Source organism: Acinetobacter sp. YH12040, from assembly GCF_013420005.1.
Lineage (GTDB): Bacteria > Pseudomonadota > Gammaproteobacteria > Pseudomonadales > Moraxellaceae > Acinetobacter > Acinetobacter amyesii.
In genome coordinates, this window is record NZ_VOZB01000008.1 from 132465 (window position 1) to 150575 (window position 18111).

Below are 18111 nucleotides of genomic sequence, written 5' to 3' on the forward strand. Positions count from 1 at the left end.
TTCCTTATTTCAATTCTGCAGATACGATGCCGAAGCCCGCAATCCACTCACTAATATCTTCGTAGCAATGTGTTGTCATGTCGTATTCGCCCACTTCATGTAGTGCAGCAAAAGCAGCCATCCAAGAACGAACTTCTTGACCACCACGACCGCCTTCAACACGAATTTCAGCTTCAGTCATCGCTTCAATGGCAGCAAAGTCAGCTTTGGCGAAAGTATCAAGCAATGCACGATCCCATTCTGGGTTTAAAGGCACTGCGACAGAAGTATCACCCGCTGCGAGTTTTTGACCGACAGCAATGATTTTGCCTTGACGTGTATTACGTGCCTCTTCAGTTGGATTACGACCTGCAATCAGGAACTCTTCCACTTCTGGTGGAACTGAACCCATTTGCGGCGTTGGTGGATCATGAGACAAACCACCTGTACCCAAAACAAGTACACGTTCATTCTCTAAGTTCAATGATTTAATGAACTGACCGACTGCACGACCCAAAGCGACTGTACGCTTGGTTGTTGGCATCGGTGCAGCTGCACCATTGATAAAAATTGGAATCGTTGGATAACGATCAAGCTTGCCACCACAAAGGAAATGTAATGGTTGAGTCACACCGTGGTCTGCCTGCATACGATAAGAGTATGCAACATCGACACCTTCATCCAATACGCGACGAACCAGACTAATTGCTGTTTCTTCAGGCACATTAATGTGGTCATTGTCTTTACCATAATCCCAATCACCTGCTGCTTTGGCACGAATACCGACGCAGAAAGATGGCATGAGGTCATAGAAGAAACCATTGAAATGGTCTGGACCAAAAGTAATGATCAATGTTGGATTATAGTCTTCAACTTCTTTAGCAAGTTTGGCAAAAGTTTCGCGAACTTTTTCCTCTTTGTATTTCTCTTGCGGAGAGGCGAATTCCATTAGGGGACTGTGCGATGCACAAATAAGTTTAACGGCCATGGGTGACTCCTAAACGGAAGGCAGCCAAGACGGCTGCCGAGTAAGTCCTTTACGTATTTGGCGAATTAAATCTCGTCAAAGAAGCCAGCACGTGGTTGACGTAAACCACGGATACCCAGACCACATTCAGCATTAATTAAAACACCAGTTAATGGGCGGTTGTTTTGACGAGAAGCCAATAACACGTATGAACCAGTCATATCTTCAGGTTCGGGTAAGAAATTGAGCGGCATGCCGCGTGCAATCTTCTCAGGATCACGTGCATCGAGTAGACCGAGGTTTTCTTGGCCTAAAGACGCAGCGCCTTTGATGTTTACATTCATACCCGACGGAGCAACAGCGTTCACTCGTACTTTAGGCGCAAGCTCGTAGGCTAATTCTTTCATGATCCCAACGCCAGCATGCTTAGACGCTGTGTATACAGGGCCTCCGCCTGCCGAATACAGTGCTGAGTTAGACAAAGTAAATATGATAGAACCTTCCGAAGCTATCAATGCATCAAGTGCAGCTTTGGCACCTAAGATGAGAGATTTGGTGTTAATACCCATAATCTCATCAAAAGCTTTTTCCAGCTGTTCACCCGATGTATTGACGATATCTGCGTAATGATCCCAGATACCTGCGTTTCCGACGAAACAGTCAAGTTTGCCATAATGTTCTACAGTTGCTTGTACTGCACGAACATTATCCTCATAGCTGGCTACATCTCCTGCGATCGCAAGCACGCGGTCACCAAAATGTTCTTTCAATGCATCAACTTTCGATTGAGAACGTTGAAGAACAGCAACTTGTGCACCTTCTTCTAAGAAACGTTCAACCAATGCCCAGCCTAAGCCTGAACCACCACCGGTAATAAGTGCAACTTCGCCTTGTAGCCAACCCATGATTACTCTCCTGCCATCTCTACGTATAAAGCACCATCTTCAACAATCACAGGGAATGTTTTGATAGGATCTGTTGCTGGTAAGCATAATGCTTGACCAGTTTTCAAACAGAATCGAGCCGAATGAAGTGGACATTCAACAGTGCCATCATCTTCAAGGTAACCTTCAGACATTGAAGCATTACCATGTGAACAACGGTCGTTCATCGCGAAAAATTCGCCATTGTTGTTGAATACTGCAAGCGCATCGATACCGTTAACGCCGCAATCTACTTTCAATGCTTCGCCTTCGTCTAATTCGTCAACTTGGCAAACAAAAATCTTATTCATTAGAAGAACACGCTCAGGTTATGTGAGTTGTAAGTAACCTGATCAAGGGTAATCTTACGGTTGAAGATTTCGAAACCTTGCTCAGTGTCGACTTTGCGGATCTTGTCGTGACGCTTACCACAGTAGATTGTTACATCTTTCTCTTTCTGGGTACGGTACAACAAGTACGTTACGTAAACGTCGTATTCGCCTTCAACTTCAGTCGCTTCAACAATCACATTTGAAACCATGTGTGTTGTACGTGAAGGAGGTTCTTCAGCCCAAGCCATACCTGTCTCTAAACGAGCTACACGGCGTTCCAACAAATCTTTAGTATCGTTAAATACCCAAGTTGTTGGCGGCTCAATCGAACGACGACGGTCACGTGTTTGCGCGTTTGGTGTTGTGCGTAACGTATAAGAAATATCTTCAGCTAATACAGCTAACCAATCGCGGAACTTCCAATCGTCAAGCAATTTTGCTTCACGATAAAGAAACTGACTAATTTGGTGATGGAGTTCTAAACTAATTTGACTCATTTCATAAGCTCCTTCTCATATTCGTCAGCCGCAGCTTCAACGTCTTCCCATTTTTCATGAATCAATAGGTCAGCCCAACGACGGTACATACCACGTGCAGCTGTTTCTGAGAAAATGTAGTTGGTGATACCAGGGATACCATCTTCACGTACTTTCTCGTTACCTTTACCCATTTCCATAATTAATTTGTTTTGACGGGCTTTATAACCACGTAAAACTTTTTGAATTTCAATCCAGTTCTCAGAGTCATCTTGCTCTAGGAAACCAGCAGGACCGAAGGCACGTGTTGCAGAACGTTCAAATGCTGCTTGTACATCTTCTGGCGCGTCCGCATCACAGATACAGAATGCCCATACTTCAGTCTTGTTTGGACCACGTGGGTGCCATACACGAAGCGTTGCAGTACCGTTCAACCAAGATAGTGTTGGGAACATGGTGTTGTGACCAGCAAGACGCAGTGCACGAGTTTCACCTAGGCGTTCTTTCACTTCTTCATACGTTTCACGGAAGTAGTTTGCTACTTCACCATCCACCCATACGTTTGCGTCTGGTTTCTCAGTGAAGAAGAAGCCTGAACCGTGACCACGTGAACCGTATTGGATCGCGTCTTTGGCAGTTTCCCAAACTGGACGGGCAGTTTGTGCAGCACCTAATTTCTTAGAAGATTCATCATCTGGTTTAGCACCAAGCACCTGAATCGCAGATGCATGAGAGAACAACGCGTGGTATTGGTCAGAAGCGAACTGTTCAGCTGCAAATTTCCAGTTACAGTCGATTTCCCATTTGTGTACACCACCAACGATCACAGTACCACCTTCACGACGGTCTACAACGCCGTCCAGGTACCAAGCGATATCGCCCATGTATTCTTCTAGATCTGGAGTTGTTTCATCCCAGCAGCCGAATACTAAGCCTTTGTATGATTTAACGCGGTTAACTTCTACCAGACCCCATTGCTCTTTACATGCACCATGTGGGTAAGCACGATCTTCAAGCGGGATATCTTTTAGAGAACCATCAATGCCATAAGACCAGCCGTGGTATGGGCAAGTAAATGCACGTGTATTACCACAGTCCGCGAAGCTCACACGCATAGAGCGGTGACGACATTGGTTTAAGAATGCTTTGATTGAGCCATCTTTTTGACGTGCCACGATGATTGGATCTTCACCCATATAGGTATTGAAGAAATCGCCGGCTTTAGGAATTTGGCTCTCATGGCATAGGAATAACCATGTACGACCGAACACACGTTCTAATTCAAGTTCGTAAATGTCTGGATCGGTATAGATAGATGGCGTGATACGTCCATTTTGTGCATCGACTAAAGCATCGATTTCGCGCACATCAATTTTTCCACTCATGAAAAGCTCTCCTGTGACCATAAGGCACAAAGTAATAGACTCAACTTTTCAACGATGATGGATTTTAGAGCGATATTCGGGAAATATTTATTTTGTTTTAATTAAGAGATTTTATGGATTATTACGGTAGATTTTTTTTATAGTATTTTTTTTAAATTACCGAGAACACCATTTATTTCGTGAATGGCAAAATAATCCTCACGCAATAGTTGTTTATAGATTATACTGAACGAACTTCTAAGTAAGACATTTTTTGGATTACTCCACGGGTTGATTATATGGAATTACGACACTTACGCTACTTCATTACTGTTGCTGAAGAACTCAATTTCAGTAAAGCTGCGTTAAAACTTTATACTGCTCAACCTTCTTTAAGCCAACAAATTAAAGATCTTGAAGAAGATGTCGGCGTAAAATTGTTGCACCGGACTAAACGCAAAGTTGAGCTCACAGAAGAAGGTGCCGTATTTCTAGAACAAGCACGTTTGACACTAGCTCAAGCAGACAAGGCCGTAGCGATGGCACGTCAGGTTTCACAAGCCAAACAACAGATGCTACGGATTGGTTTTGTGCCTGTCGCAGAGATGAAAATCTTCCCATACGTCTTGCCAAATCTGCGTGTTCAAAACCCAGAACTCAAAATTGAATTACTTAGTTTAAATAATCGCGATCAGATGAAATTACTGCAAAAAGGTGAACTAGATATCACTTTTACTCGCAATAACTTTCATAGCGACGAAATTGAAAGTCAGTTTGTACTACGTGAACCATTGATCTTTATTTTACCCAAAGATCACCCTTTAGCGAAGTACGAACGTATTCCAGTTAAAGCATTGAATGGTATTGATTTTATCATTCCTGCACGCGAACAATCAGGCACATTGCATGAAGCCATTTTAGACTTTGCTTCTAACCATGGCGTTCAATTTAATATCGTGCAAAAAGCCGACAATATCCTGTTTAACATTAACTCCATCGGCATGGGTTTAGGCTGCACGATCCTACCGGGATACATCGCGCCATTGACCATGAACAATACTGTCATTCGTCCTTTAGATGTCGAATTACCGTATCTAGACCTGTACGTAAGTTACCGAAAAACGGCGAGTTCTGTGGCTGTAGATAAATTCCTTGAACTGCTAACCAAAGTTTTTTATCTCGATATCAATCGCGAACAGCGTTAATTTTCGCCAAGTCATAATTTATAGATATAGCACCATTATTTTTGAAATAAATAATGGTGCTTTTTTTATGGCTAAAAAGTCGCTTTTTTAATCGTTTAAATGTTTTAATCGACGCATTTTATCTATCATGCATATCGATTTGATGGAAAATAACTTATAAATTTTAGTTTAGACATTGATAAAAATTGCTAAAAATAGCCGATTTACAACTTAAGTCTAATAAATAATTCCCCTTCCCCAACCATTTAGATGAGCTTATTTTATGCCTTTTTACTGATTTAGACCGTACACTGTCGACCTATTAATGAGAATAATACTCATTTAAAGTATTTTTTTCAAAAGATTTATATAAAAAAAAGGATGGCAAAACCATCCTTTTTTTGAATTTCATGTCAGTGACAAGAAATTACACACCACGCGCTTTTAAATAATCTTTAATCACGGTGTTGAATTCTTCTGCTTTTTCAACTTGAGACCAGTGGCCACATTGGCTGAAAATATGCGCATCAGCATGAGGAACGGTATTCAAAATATCCCACGTACGAGATACAGGAATCACCACGTCTTGTACACCGTGAATCAACAATACTGGCACAGTAATGTCTTTCATTTTTTCAAAATCTAATGGGAATTCGAAACGGTCACGGTCACGTGCGCCAACAACATCCATCAAACGATTTGATGCATAGTCATTTGCAGCAGATGCAAAACGTACTTTTACCAATTCGTCTGTGATCAAGTCTTTGTTTACAACAAACATAGACAAGGTTTTCTTGATGCCTTCTTCGGTTAATACAGGGTTTGCATGTGCTTTAAGTGCTGCAGTTTGTTTAGCACCGCCTGTACCCATAGAAACGATACCCAATACACGTTCTGGATAGTCCAAAGCCATTTGGAATGCTAACCAGCCACCGAGTGAGTTACCCACTAACCAAGTTTTTTCAATACCTAGGGCATCTAACGTACGTACAGCGTGATCAACCCAAGCACGGATACCATAAGCAGTATTCGGTGCAACAACAGTTTGACCATAACCAATAGTATCGATAGCGATACAACGTGCTTGTTCACCAATTTGTGGAAGGTTTAACCACCAGTTTGCAGCAGCAGATACACCTGTACCTGAACCGTGTAAAAATAGAATTGGTGTGCCTTCACCCACTTCGTGGTAATGCGTTAATTCGCCTTCAGCAGTTTCAATCCATTTATCTTCTAAACCAAAGAATGAATCAGTTGTATAGTCAGGAATCTGAACAGTGCTCATACATGCTCCTCGTATTGCGTAGAGCTTATGTTTCAATCCATAACGGATTTAAACACAAGGGGGACTCTTTTGGATTTTGTGGTTTTTACAGTCTCATATTACCTGTTCAGCCACTGCTAACTGATACATATTTACGATCATAAACAACAAATAGACTATAATTTAAGTTATTGTTTTTTAAATATATAACTCAAAAATATATCCATAAAATCTTTGAGGTATTTCTTTTTTAAATAACCCAGCGAATAAAAAGGGAAGCAATGAATCCACTTCCCTCTTTTTTATCCTGAGAAATTAGAACTTATAGGTATAAGTTGTCGCGACACGGTACTCTTGCAAGTCAGATTTGTAATCGAAATCGGCATCGATATACATTGCCTGGAAGCCTAAGCCCTTCAACTTACCTTCAGGCACGGTGTAGTTCACAATTAAGTTCAATTCATCTGACTTCTGATCTTTAAGACCAGCAATTTCTGCATCTGAACCTGTGAAATAAACAGCAGTTGTATTTAAGCCTTTCACACCCATTTCTGAGAAATCATAGCCATAAGTAAAGCCCCATGATTTTTCATTTTTTGCAGTAAATGTTGCTATACCCCAGTTGACTAAGTACGGCTGCGGCACCCATCCACCCAGTGTTGGGAATGCATTATCACCAAACATTTGTTGATAACCCAAACCAAAGGTATGCGAACCGTAATTCACTTTCGCACCAACCGATAACGCTTGGTTATCAATTTCGCCATACAGTTTGTCACCCGAATCTGAGTTGTCAAAATAACGGATATGGCTATCCAGTTTGGCTTTGTCACCTAACTTAGTTTTATAGTTCGCGCCGACATATTGCTGTGTGTAAATGTCTTGAACATCGGCATACCAATAGCTACCACCAATTTCAGGTGTAAATTGATGGTCAATACCCGCAATATACATACCATCAGAAGTTGGCCCAAGATCATAATGACCTATGGTGCCATCTGGTAATCTTTTACCTGGAGCGAACATTGATAAATCACGGAATTGGTTGTCATAACGGTTATTGATCCCGTCAATGTATGCCAAAGTTAACTTAGTATCTTTAATCTCTTTCGATTCTAACCATGCACCGCTATAAGTCGTCATTAACTGACGTGATGGATCGAAAACCAACACTGGAGACACTGGTAATAACTCACCCACTTTCAACTCAGTTTCAGATACTTTGGCTTTAAGGGTCACGCCCACTTTACCAAAGTTATCTTTTGATTCTTTACCATCGTGCGGCAAGATCCAGTCTGGGTTTTTATCACGTGCATTAAGTTTAAATGCATGTTGAACCAAAAGGTCAGCACCCACTTGAATACCTGCACCAATATCTTGATACCCTGACTTGACATCCAAAGTCACACCCTGTGACCATGAACCCCAGTTACCCGCCGGATTTTCTTTAATTTGACGGTCTAAGTAGAAGTTTTTAAATTTCAATTGTACTTGGCTGTCGTCAACAAAGTCCGCATAAGTTGCAGATGTTCCTAATGTTGCTGTCGCAGCAAGAATTGCTATCCATAAATTTTGACGACGCATGGCTTATTCCCAGTGATCAAATTAAGCTATGACATCATCATGCTCAACAATACCTTGGAAAAAAATCCGACTACAGTATTAAGGTTTATCAGGCTTTTGTACGACTTGAACTTTGGAAGCTATTTCTGGTTATTTTCCTTAGAGATTAAAACAATAACTCTTTTTTATCATTTAGAACAACTGATTAAATTAACCCCATGTTTTACTAACATAAAATTTAAAGTTTTTTATTTTTTGCAATTACATGCGCTGTATTAATTGCTTTTAAGTTTAAACAAAGTTTTTTACTGAGATTTATCCTTATTTTAGTTATAAAATTTAGCTATGACATGATATTTAATTTATATAATCATCAATAACTTAAAGTTAAATTTTACTACTATGGCTGCTCGAAATCAGCCATTGGTTCGTAAGACATTTCTTATTTCAATCCGCTTTTCATGCCTCAAATCAATCTCAACGTAATCTCAAGCCCATCTCAAACCAACACAGCCACTTCAGACATAAAAAAAGCGCCCATTTGGGGCGCTTTTTGACTTAAAGCAAATTAAGCATTGGCTTCTTTTGCTTTAGACATGGTCAATGCCAAGTCTTCAATCATATCTTCTTGACCACCAACCGTACCACGACGACCAAGCTCAAGAAGAATTTCACGAGCAGACACGCCATATTTCGCTTCAGCACGTTTAGCAAATAACAAGAATGAAGAGTAAACACCTGCATAACCTAAAGTCGCAGCATCACGATCGGCACGGATCGGGTTGTGCATCATTGGAATAACAAGGTCTTCAGCAATGTCTTGTACTTTAAACAAGTCAACGCCAGTTTCCATTTGCATACGGTTCGCAACAGCCACGAATAACTCAAGTGGTGTGTTACCTGCACCCGCACCTAGACCTGCAGATGCAAGATCGACACGAATCGCGCCAGCTTCAACAGCAGCAACCGTATTTGCCACGCCCATACCTAAGTTGTGGTGACCATGGAAACCAAGTTCAATCTCTGAACCCAAGTTTGCACGTAAGATACCTACACGGTCAGTCACGTCTTGAGGCAACATATAACCAGCAGAGTCAGTCACATAAATACAGTTTGCACCGTATGACACCATTTTGCTGGCTTCTTCCAAAAGTTTTTCAGGAGTTGCCATGTGCGCCATCATCAAGAAGCCCACAGTGTCCATGCCAAGTTTACGTGCAGCAGTAATGTGCTGTTCAGAAACGTCAGCTTCAGTTGAGTGCGTTGCAACACGAATGGTTGCTACACCAACATCATGTGCCATTTTCAAATGGTCAACCGTACCAATACCAGGAAGTAAAAGTGCAGATACTTTCGCCTGTTTCAGGTTTGGAATCACCGCTTTTAGGTATTCTTCATCGGTTGCTGCTGCAAAACCATAGTTCACAGAGTTACCGCCTAAGCCGTCACCATGCGTAACTTCGATTAAAGGTACACCTGCATCATCCAAAGCAGTTGCAATGGCAACCATTTGTTCAGGTGTAGTTTGATGGCGCATAGGATGCATACCATCACGTAAAGTCATATCATTAATAATAATCTTAGACATTTTGGTATTCCTTAAGCTTCAGCAGTGTTTAATACGCGTTCTGCAAACATTTCTGCAGTACGTGCAGCTGCCGCAGTCATAATGTCGAGGTTACCTGCATATTTAGGAAGATAATCACCTAAACCTTCAACTTCTAAGAAGATTGAAACACGGTTACCGTCAAATACAGGACCATTTACAAGTTTGTAACCTGGTACATATTTTTGAACTTCAAGAATCATCGCATGTACAGATTCAGTGATTGCTGCTTGATCTGGTTCACCTTCAACAAGACAGTGAACAGTATCACGCATCATCAGTGGTGGCTCAGCAGGGTTAATGATGATGATCGCTTTACCTTGTTTCGCACCACCCACTTTTTCAATAGCGCCAGCAGTCGTACGAGTAAATTCATCAATGTTTTTACGTGTACCTGGACCCACAGATTTTGTTGATACTGTTGCAATGATTTCGCCATATTCAACAGGCTGAACTCGTGAAATCGCAGCAACCATAGGAATCGTTGCCTGACCACCACATGTCACCATATTGACGTTCGGAACTTCACCGGCATCCAATAACGCTTCTAAGTTTACTGGTGGTACGCAGAATGGACCGATTGCAGCAGGTGTTAAGTCAATCATTAACACGCCAAGTTCATTCAATTTACGGCTGTTTTCAGCATGAACATAGGCAGAAGTTGCATCAAATGCGATTTTAATGTCGTCTTCAATTACGTGTGCAAGTAAACCATCTACGCCTTCAGCAGTGGTTTTTAAACCCATTTTAGCAGCGCGAGCCAAACCTTCAGACGTCGGGTCAATACCAACCATCCATACTGGTTCTAAAAATTCGCTGCGTTGAAGTTTGTAAAGCAAGTCAGTACCAATGTTCCCTGGACCGATCAATGCACATTTAATCTTTTTCATGAATGTGTACTCTTAAAAATTCCGTAAAACCCAAGCTTATTTCGCTGCAAATGCTGCAGTCACAGAACCAAAGCCTTCAATTTCAACTTTGAATTCATCACCAGGATTTGCCACAACCATTGGGCCTAAGGCACCGGTCAATACGATGTCACCTGCAAGCAATGGACGACCACGACGAACCATTTCGTCAGCCAACCACACTGCTGCATTTAATGGGTTAGAAAGACACGCTTTACCCACACCTTGTGAAACCACTTCTTCACCACGAGTCATGACCATTTTGCAATTTACAAGGTCAAGATCTGCAAGTTTTACAGGCTTAGAACCCAGCACAAAACCTGCTGAAGATGCGTTATCTGCCACAGTATCAATCAACGAGATTTTCCAGTTTTCAATACGGCTATCGACCACTTCAATTGCAGGCAGTGCATATTCTGTTGCACTAATAATGTCTGCATAGGTGTGTTTTTCTTTGGTCAAATCTTGGTTAATCACCAAAGCAATTTCTGCTTCAACTTTTGGCTGAATCAATAAACCAGCAGGGATTTCTTCACCATCGCCATACGCCATGTCAGCAAACAACATACCGAAGTCAGGTTGATCAACGCCTAACTGCGCTTGTACAACTTTTGAAGTTAAGCCAATTTTACGACCTACAAGGCGACGACCTTCTGCCACCGCACGTTTGGTATTCACTTCTTGAACGGCATAAGCAATATCTACATCAGCACTTTCACCACCAAGTTGTGGACGGATCGGTGCAATCGCAGCCTGATTTACTTCCGCATCGCGTAATGCTTGCGCAACTGATTCAACAACAGCAGAATTCGACATCAATGTTTCCTTAAACTGCAAAAATTGGATGCACAACGTGTTTCATCCCGATCACCATCAAAATCAAAGTGATGAAAGTCATGTCAGGATTCGCCTAAAGCATTTCACTTGACATACTACACGTTATGTTTAGATGCATTTAGCATCGAGATTTTATAAAGTGAATACCAATACTTATTTTATTTATGACTATAGCTATTAGCTATAAATTAATCATTATTTATTATTAATATTCAAAAACTTAAGTCAAAATAATTAAATAAAATTCACTATTTTTTTCGCCCTTAAATCTGAATCTCTACTAAAAAACTTGGCTTATACGACTAAAAGATAAGATTAAAAGATTATTTTAGCGTCAGGCCAACTTTTACGCATAGGTGTTCAATTTCATATGATTTAGTTAAATAAATTAGAAAATTTAAAAATAAATCAATAAACAACAATAAGATAAAACCAAAAATTCAAACAAAAAATCTATTCCAGCTTGTGGTAAAAGGCCAAATAGTTGCGCTCAACTTTTTAAGGTAAATTTGCTAGAAGACTGCTTGTTATTGTAGAAAAATCTAGTGTTATTACTTTTTTAAATAATTGAATTTACTCATTTCAACAAGTAGAGCTTGAATTACTATTCATTTGGTAACAAAAAAGGTGAAAACAAATTTCACCCTTTTTACTCGTTTGTATCTAAAACTATACAGCTAGACGTAATTTCACGTGTTCTAGTAGAAATTCAGTCAAATCACCTACGCTATGTGCAATATGTAAGGGTTGAAAACACTGGAGTGTTTCTACAGTATGCACTCCATAGCTCACGCCTACACGTGGCATCTGAATATTGAGGGCCATTTCTAAATCATAAGATGTGTCACCGACCATAATAGCTTGATCAGGACGCAGCCCTGTTTCCGCCAAAATTTCTGCCAACATCAACGGATCTGGCTTAGATTTGGTTTCACTGGCTGCTCGGGTCGCACAAAATAGCTCATGACTTTGCGTTTGAGCCAAAACACGGTCTAGACCTTTACGGCTTTTCCCCGTTGCAACAGCCAATTGTAGACCGGCATCACGTAATTCCTGCAACATATCAGCCACACCTTCAAACCATATATCACCTTTGGAATGTGCCACATAGTGATCGGCATAACTTTGCAAAATGTCGCTGTGTAATTCAGGAACCGTCGGAAATAACCGCTGTGCGACTTCCGGCAGACCTAAACCAATAATACTTTTCGCATCAGCATCGGTCAGCGGCTGTGAATATTGATCTGCTGCAAATTTCAAACTCGCTACAATTTGACCCACAGAATCAAATAAAGTGCCATCCCAATCGAAAATGACTAGTTTTACAGCTGAGTTCATACGTTTCCCTAGATTTGATTCAGTGTTTGGTAATTCAGATTCTGGAGTGCATCAATTTATTTACCTCACCCCGGCCTTCTCCTTAAAGGAGAGGGCGAAAGAAAACTTACGAAGCAGTCCTGCTCAGGGGGAGAAGTCTAATATTTAAAACTTACTCGTCATCTTCGGAAGACTTCACCACTTTGTCAGCTTTTTGCGCGCGTAGCTGCGCCACAAGGCTTTGCATATCTTCTGGCAATGGCGCTTCAATGGTTTGGTAACCCGGAATTTCTAAACGCATAGCATGCAGACATAAACGACGTGGCTTTGGACCACGGTATTCAGTTTCATGACCGTATTTTTCATCGCCCACCAATGGATGACCAATACTTAAACCATGTACACGGATCTGATGGGTACGGCCCGAAAGTGGAGACGCATACACCAATGTGGCATGCATAAAACGTTCTTTCACGTTCCACAGCGTCTTCGACTCTTTACCTTCTTTAGGTGATACACGAACACGACGCTCGCCATTTGCCAGTTCGTAACGATGCAAAGGCTGATCAATCAGCTGCTTATCCAGACTCACCACGCCTTTCACCACAGCAGCATAAGTTTTTTGGATTTTGTGCTCACGTAACATGTCTTGCAGGCTTTTTAACACACTACGTTTTTTTGAAATCATCACCAAACCAGAAGTGTCGCGGTCAATTCGGTGAATCAGCTCAAGGTATTTCTTCCCTGTTGCGGCACGTAAGCCTTCGATCAAGCCATACGCCACACCACTACCGCCGTGAACAGCAATACCAGAAGGTTTGTTTACCACCATTAAGCCTTCATCTTCATACACCACACGGCTCAGTAAACTTTGTGCCACTTTGTCCGATACGGGAACCGCAGACTCATCTTTTTGCTCATAACGAATTGGAGCAACTCGAACTTGGTCACCAATATTGAGTTTGGTTTCCGCTTTGACGCGTTTTTTATTGACGCGGACTTGGCTTTCACGAATCAGACGATAAATGCGACTTTTAGGCACACCTTTCAGACGACTAAACAGGAAATTATCAATACGTTGACCCGCCTGATGCTCGTCCACTTCAAACCAGGTGACGCTTTGCCATTCTTGCGTAGAATTCATACAGTTACTGTGACCTAAAAAAATACTAAAATTGATTAAAAACTGATCATTTAAGCTATACTTTTCGCAAGAAACATAAGCTTAGCCCATAGGCAGATGATGCAAGGTTTGATATAGTCAGCGCACGGAAACCACCGTAACTGAGTAAAAGTTGATTCATTTCAGTATTTACTGTCATTGAACTTTCAAGCAATTACTCATTTAGCTCGGAAAGGTCCCAAAAGAATTATGCCGACGCCGAAGGCTTATTATATCGGCAAAACTGCAAACTGTTGCGTTTAATTGTGCCGTAGGTACATAAAACAGTTTGCCCCAAAAAAATATGTGCCAACCAAGGTTGGTTTTTAAACGTAAACTGATACACATCAGACCAGTCGCTCCCTGGAAATCGTGTTCAGGCCACAACGTTTGATGCATTGGATCTGCACAGTTTGTAAAGGTACGATGATAATTCCGTATCAAGACGCTCTATCAGATATGAATGGATGCTCTTCGAGCAATGTGACAGTGAAAGTTACTCACATCCAATGCACCGTTTGTCCGCCAGTGAAACGCGTTCAGGTGACTTTAATCGTTTAAAAGATTGAAGCCGTATTGCCATCATCAATACGTGAATCAAAAACCGTTGCCCGCCCAAAGAAGGTCGGTACACATGCACAGATGATGTTTTTCGATCTGTGCAACTTGATCCATGCTATCTGATGCTCGCTACGAGTCAGGCGATGTTCTTCTGTGTATCACTATTAGGTGTTACACCCATGAAACGTATGTTGATTAATGCAACACATGCCGAAGAAATTCGCGTTGCACTTGTCACTGGTCAGCGTCTTTACGATTTTGACTTAGAGAATCGTACCCGTGAACAAAAAAAATCGAATATCTATAAAGGTCATGTGACTCGCGTAGAGCCGTCTTTAGAAGCTGTATTTGTTGAATACGGTGCAGGTCGTCAAGGTTTCTTGTCGATGCGCGAAATAGCTAATTCTTATTACAAAGCAGATCCTCGCCAAACTTCAAACATCCGCGAATTGATCACTGAAGGCACTGAGCTTTTGGTTCAAGTGGAAAAAGAAGAGCGTGGTAATAAAGGTGCTGCCCTTTCTACATTTATCTCTCTTGCTGGTCGTTATTTGGTCTTGATGCCAAACAACCCGAAAGGTGGCGGTATTAGCCGTCAAATTTCAGGTTCAGTTCGTGAAGAATTGAAAGAAATGTTGGCGTCTTTAAATGTCCCTCGTGGCATGAGCGTGATTGTACGTACTGCAGGTATTGGTCGTTCTCAAGAAGAACTCCAACTTGACCTTCAACACTTGCTGGACCTTTGGGCACAAATCCAAAGCACATCAAGTTCTGGTCCATCACCAATGTTGGTTCACCAAGAAGCCGGTGTGGTTACACGTGCAATTCGTGACTATTTACGTGATGATGTTGCTGAAATTCTGATTGACTCTGAGCAAGCGTATAACGAAGCCTATAACTTTGTTAAAGCGGTGATGCCACGTCAAATCGACAAATTAAAAACCTATACGTTAAATGAACCGTTATTTGCTCATTTTGGTATCGAAAGTCAAATCCAAACTGCCTATGAACGTGAAGTAAAACTTCCTTCTGGTGGTTCAATTGTGATTGACCAAACTGAAGCATTGGTTTCAATTGATATTAACTCTGCAAAATCAACACGTGGTAGCGACGTAGAAGATACAGCGCTCAATACCAACCTTGAAGCTGCTGAAGAAATCGCTCGCCAATTACGTTTACGTGATATCGGTGGTTTGGTTGTGATCGACTTCATCGACATGACCAAAGACCGTAACCAACGTATGGTTGAAGCTAAACTTCGTGAAGCAACACAAAGTGACCGTGCACGTATCCAATTCGGTCAATTGTCACGCTTTGGTTTGATGGAAATGAGCCGTCAACGCTTACGCCCATCGCTTGAAGAAGCCACTGGTTATGTGTGCCCACGCTGTCATGGTACAGGTATGGTACGTGACTTACGTTCTTTATCACTTTCAATTATGCGTAAAGTGGAAGAAATTGCGCTACGCGAACGTCATGGTGAAGTTCAAGTTGAAGTGCCTGTTGAAATTGCTGCATTCTTATTGAATGAAAAGCGTCACAGCCTTGTATATCTTGAACAAACTTCAAATGTTCGTGTGACTGTACTTCCACACCCTCACCTAGAAACACCACATTACGAAATTTCGTATAACCCTGAAGGTTTTGCACCTACAAGCTATGAGCGCACTGAAGCGACACGTTCTAGCGAAAAAGAATTAGGTTACGAAGCATCTGAGTGGCATTTAGGTGAAGAACAGGCCGCTGCTGCTCAGCAACAAGCACCTGTACAACAACAAGAAAAAGGCCACAAAAAGAATAAGCAACAACCCGTTGCTGCTCAACAAGCACCTGCACAAGTTGCCGCTCCTGCAGCATCATCTAGTCCATGTGCATGGTTAGAAAACTTATTTGTTCAAAAACAAGCTGCAACCGTTGACCAGTCGCGTACTGCAAACAATGCCGCTGCTGCAATTGAACAAATGGTAAATAGCGGTGCTGCAAGCCGTGGCCAGTTTGGTCAAATTACCCCTGCATCGGCAGCGCCTGTTGTTGTCGTAGACAATAATGCTTACCTTGCGCCTTCTTCTGTTGTGCACAAACAAGAACGTGACAGCCATTCAGAAAAAGCTGACCGTGAAGAAAAACGTCACAACAAAAAGCGTACTAAGCATAAAGAACCACGTGAACAAGAAGCTCAACCGCATCAAGTTCATGAAGAAGTGTTACAACCTTCACGTCAAGATCGTCAAGAGCAGCGCAATAACGAAGCACGTCAAAACGAACGCCAAGAGCAACGTTCTGAACGTCAAGAACCGCGCCAAGACAACCGTCAAGACCAACGTGAAAACCGTCGTAACTCACGCCGTCAACATAACAATGAACAAGTACAGCACGATGTTCAAAACAATGAACAACCGCAGTCTGTTCCACGTCGTGACCGCAACAACCAACAACGTCCAAATCGCCCAAATCGCCACCGCGATCAAAGCGTATTGAACGAGCAAGCGATTGCTCAGGAAGTTGCAACTGAGCAACAACCTGAAAACCGCAATCAACGTCAACCTAAAGTTGAAGTTGTTAATGCACCACGTCAAGACGTGATGCCAACAGCACTTGTAGTAAATGTTGATCAAGCTCAAAGCGAAATCGTAGCGCTAAATACTGCCCCAGCAGTTGAAAAACCTGTAGAAACCCCAGTAGTCCAAAAAGCCGCTGTCGTTGAAGCAGAAAAAGTGGAAAAACCTGCGACTGAAACAAAAGAAGTAGGATATAAACCACAGCATGCGCAGCAAAAACCGTCTCGTGCAAGCAATGACCCACGTCAACGCCGCCGCGAACAACGTGCAGCTCGCGCTCAACAAGCACAGGCTCCGAAAATTTCGCCATCTCAAGTGCCGACACTGGGTCAATACACTGTAAGCAGCTTGATTAAGCATGTATACGGTGAAGACTGCTCAGTACTGATTGAGCAATTTGGCTTAATTCCAACATTCAACCGTGCATTGCAAAAATTCACGGAAGAATATGCCGCGACTTTGTCTGCACCTGCAGCTGAAGCAGCTGTAGAGAAAAAGCCTGTCACTCGTGATGTTCAAGTTACAAAAGCTGCACCTGAAGCTGAACCAGCGCCAATGTTGGATTTAACACCACCAAAGCCTGTGTCAGATAAACGTGTTGCTAATGACCCACGTGAGCGTCGTCGCCTTGCTAAACTTGCCGCTGAACAAGCGAAACAAGACCAAGCAAAAGCACATGCTGAGATGGAAGCTACGCCTGTCGCAGACACTGCTATTGAGGCGCCTGTAGTTGCAGAAGCTAAAGCTGCTACAGTTGAAGCCAATGTATCCGACGTTGCAGGTCAAACTGAAGCACCTGAAGCCGTTCAAGCTGAAGTACCGACACCCGTTCAAGCTGAACTGGATGTGAGTGCGCAGCCTGAAAAGACGGAAGAAGTGTCTAAAGCTCCTGCTAAACCAGTAGAAGAAAAAGCTCAAGCCGTTGAAGCGGAAAAGAAAGTTGAGGTTCCTGTAGACGAGAACTCGGCCACTGAAGGTGAAAAACCTGCACGCCCTCGTCGTCCTCGCGGTCGTCCACCGAAAAAAGCAAACACCGCAACTGAGCAGTAATTTGCTATTTTGCAGGTGAATAAAAAAATCCAGTCATTTCGGTGACTGGTTTTTTTTTGA

14 protein-coding genes and 1 pseudogene are annotated in these 18111 nt (G+C 42.1%); 2 read left to right on the plus strand and 13 right to left on the minus strand.

Annotated elements, in window-relative coordinates; all coding sequences use genetic code 11:
- Nucleotides 1-4: 4 nt before the first annotated feature.
- From FTT99_RS10885 to hcaE, 5 genes are all read right to left on the minus strand, one after another.
- Nucleotides 5-967, minus strand: coding sequence for a 3-carboxyethylcatechol 2,3-dioxygenase (locus FTT99_RS10885; RefSeq protein WP_180007135.1), 963 nt, complete (start codon nt 965-967; stop codon nt 5-7).
- Between the two features lie 65 nt (nt 968-1032).
- Nucleotides 1033-1851, minus strand: coding sequence for a 3-phenylpropionate-dihydrodiol/cinnamic acid-dihydrodiol dehydrogenase (hcaB, locus tag FTT99_RS10890; protein WP_078192772.1), 819 nt, complete (start codon nt 1849-1851; stop codon nt 1033-1035).
- A gap of 2 nt (nt 1852-1853) precedes the next feature.
- Nucleotides 1854-2180 carry a 3-phenylpropionate/cinnamic acid dioxygenase ferredoxin subunit gene (gene hcaC / locus FTT99_RS10895; protein WP_067763933.1) on the minus strand — a complete coding sequence of 109 codons (327 nt, stop codon included), beginning with the start codon at nt 2178-2180 and terminating at the stop codon, nt 1854-1856.
- The gene (gene hcaF, locus FTT99_RS10900) at nt 2180-2698 is read right to left on the minus strand and encodes a 3-phenylpropionate/cinnamic acid dioxygenase subunit beta (RefSeq protein WP_067763936.1); all 519 of its coding nucleotides are present in this window, start codon (nt 2696-2698) and stop codon (nt 2180-2182) included. Before hcaF ends, hcaC begins: the two co-directional genes overlap by 1 nt.
- Nucleotides 2695-4062 carry a 3-phenylpropionate/cinnamic acid dioxygenase subunit alpha gene (hcaE, locus tag FTT99_RS10905; protein WP_078192774.1) on the minus strand — a complete coding sequence of 456 codons (1368 nt, stop codon included), beginning with the start codon at nt 4060-4062 and terminating at the stop codon, nt 2695-2697. Before hcaE ends, hcaF begins: the two co-directional genes overlap by 4 nt.
- Nucleotides 4063-4340: 278 nt before the next feature.
- Here hcaE and hcaR point away from each other — a divergent pair, with 278 nt between their 5' ends.
- Nucleotides 4341-5246, plus strand: coding sequence for a DNA-binding transcriptional regulator HcaR (gene hcaR / locus FTT99_RS10910; protein ID WP_078192775.1), 906 nt, complete (start codon nt 4341-4343; stop codon nt 5244-5246).
- A gap of 406 nt (nt 5247-5652) precedes the next feature.
- On the opposite strand, the gene FTT99_RS10915 is transcribed toward hcaR, so the two are convergent.
- From FTT99_RS10915 to FTT99_RS16630, 8 genes and pseudogenes are all read right to left on the minus strand, one after another.
- Complete coding sequence (locus FTT99_RS10915) at nt 5653-6510, minus strand: alpha/beta fold hydrolase (RefSeq protein WP_078192776.1); 858 nt, start codon at nt 6508-6510, stop codon at nt 5653-5655.
- A 294-nt stretch (nt 6511-6804) separates the two neighbouring features.
- A complete protein-coding gene (locus FTT99_RS10920; protein WP_180131458.1) occupies nt 6805-8073 on the minus strand; it encodes an OprD family outer membrane porin in 1269 nt (422 codons plus the stop codon).
- Between the two features lie 547 nt (nt 8074-8620).
- Nucleotides 8621-9640, minus strand: coding sequence for a 4-hydroxy-2-oxovalerate aldolase (gene dmpG / locus FTT99_RS10925; protein ID WP_180107112.1), 1020 nt, complete (start codon nt 9638-9640; stop codon nt 8621-8623).
- 11 nt (nt 9641-9651) lie between these two features.
- Nucleotides 9652-10548, minus strand: coding sequence for an acetaldehyde dehydrogenase (acetylating) (locus FTT99_RS10930; protein ID WP_078192779.1), 897 nt, complete (start codon nt 10546-10548; stop codon nt 9652-9654).
- 36 nt (nt 10549-10584) lie between these two features.
- Nucleotides 10585-11382: a 2-keto-4-pentenoate hydratase gene (mhpD, locus tag FTT99_RS10935; RefSeq protein ID WP_078189749.1), complete on the minus strand. Its 798-nt coding sequence runs from the start codon at nt 11380-11382 to the stop codon at nt 10585-10587.
- Nucleotides 11383-12072: 690 nt separating this feature from the next.
- Entirely contained in the window at nt 12073-12741 is a 669-nt protein-coding gene (locus tag FTT99_RS10940) for an HAD-IA family hydrolase (protein WP_180024490.1), read from the minus strand.
- A gap of 151 nt (nt 12742-12892) precedes the next feature.
- Nucleotides 12893-13864: an RluA family pseudouridine synthase gene (locus FTT99_RS10945; RefSeq protein ID WP_078189751.1), complete on the minus strand. Its 972-nt coding sequence runs from the start codon at nt 13862-13864 to the stop codon at nt 12893-12895.
- Between the two features lie 55 nt (nt 13865-13919).
- A pseudogene (locus tag FTT99_RS16630) lies at nt 13920-14228 on the minus strand (hypothetical protein).
- A 394-nt stretch (nt 14229-14622) separates the two neighbouring features.
- Between FTT99_RS16630 and FTT99_RS10950 the strand changes: the two are divergent.
- Nucleotides 14623-18051 carry an Rne/Rng family ribonuclease gene (locus FTT99_RS10950; protein ID WP_180128290.1) on the plus strand — a complete coding sequence of 1143 codons (3429 nt, stop codon included), beginning with the start codon at nt 14623-14625 and terminating at the stop codon, nt 18049-18051.
- Nucleotides 18052-18111 lie beyond the last annotated feature (60 nt).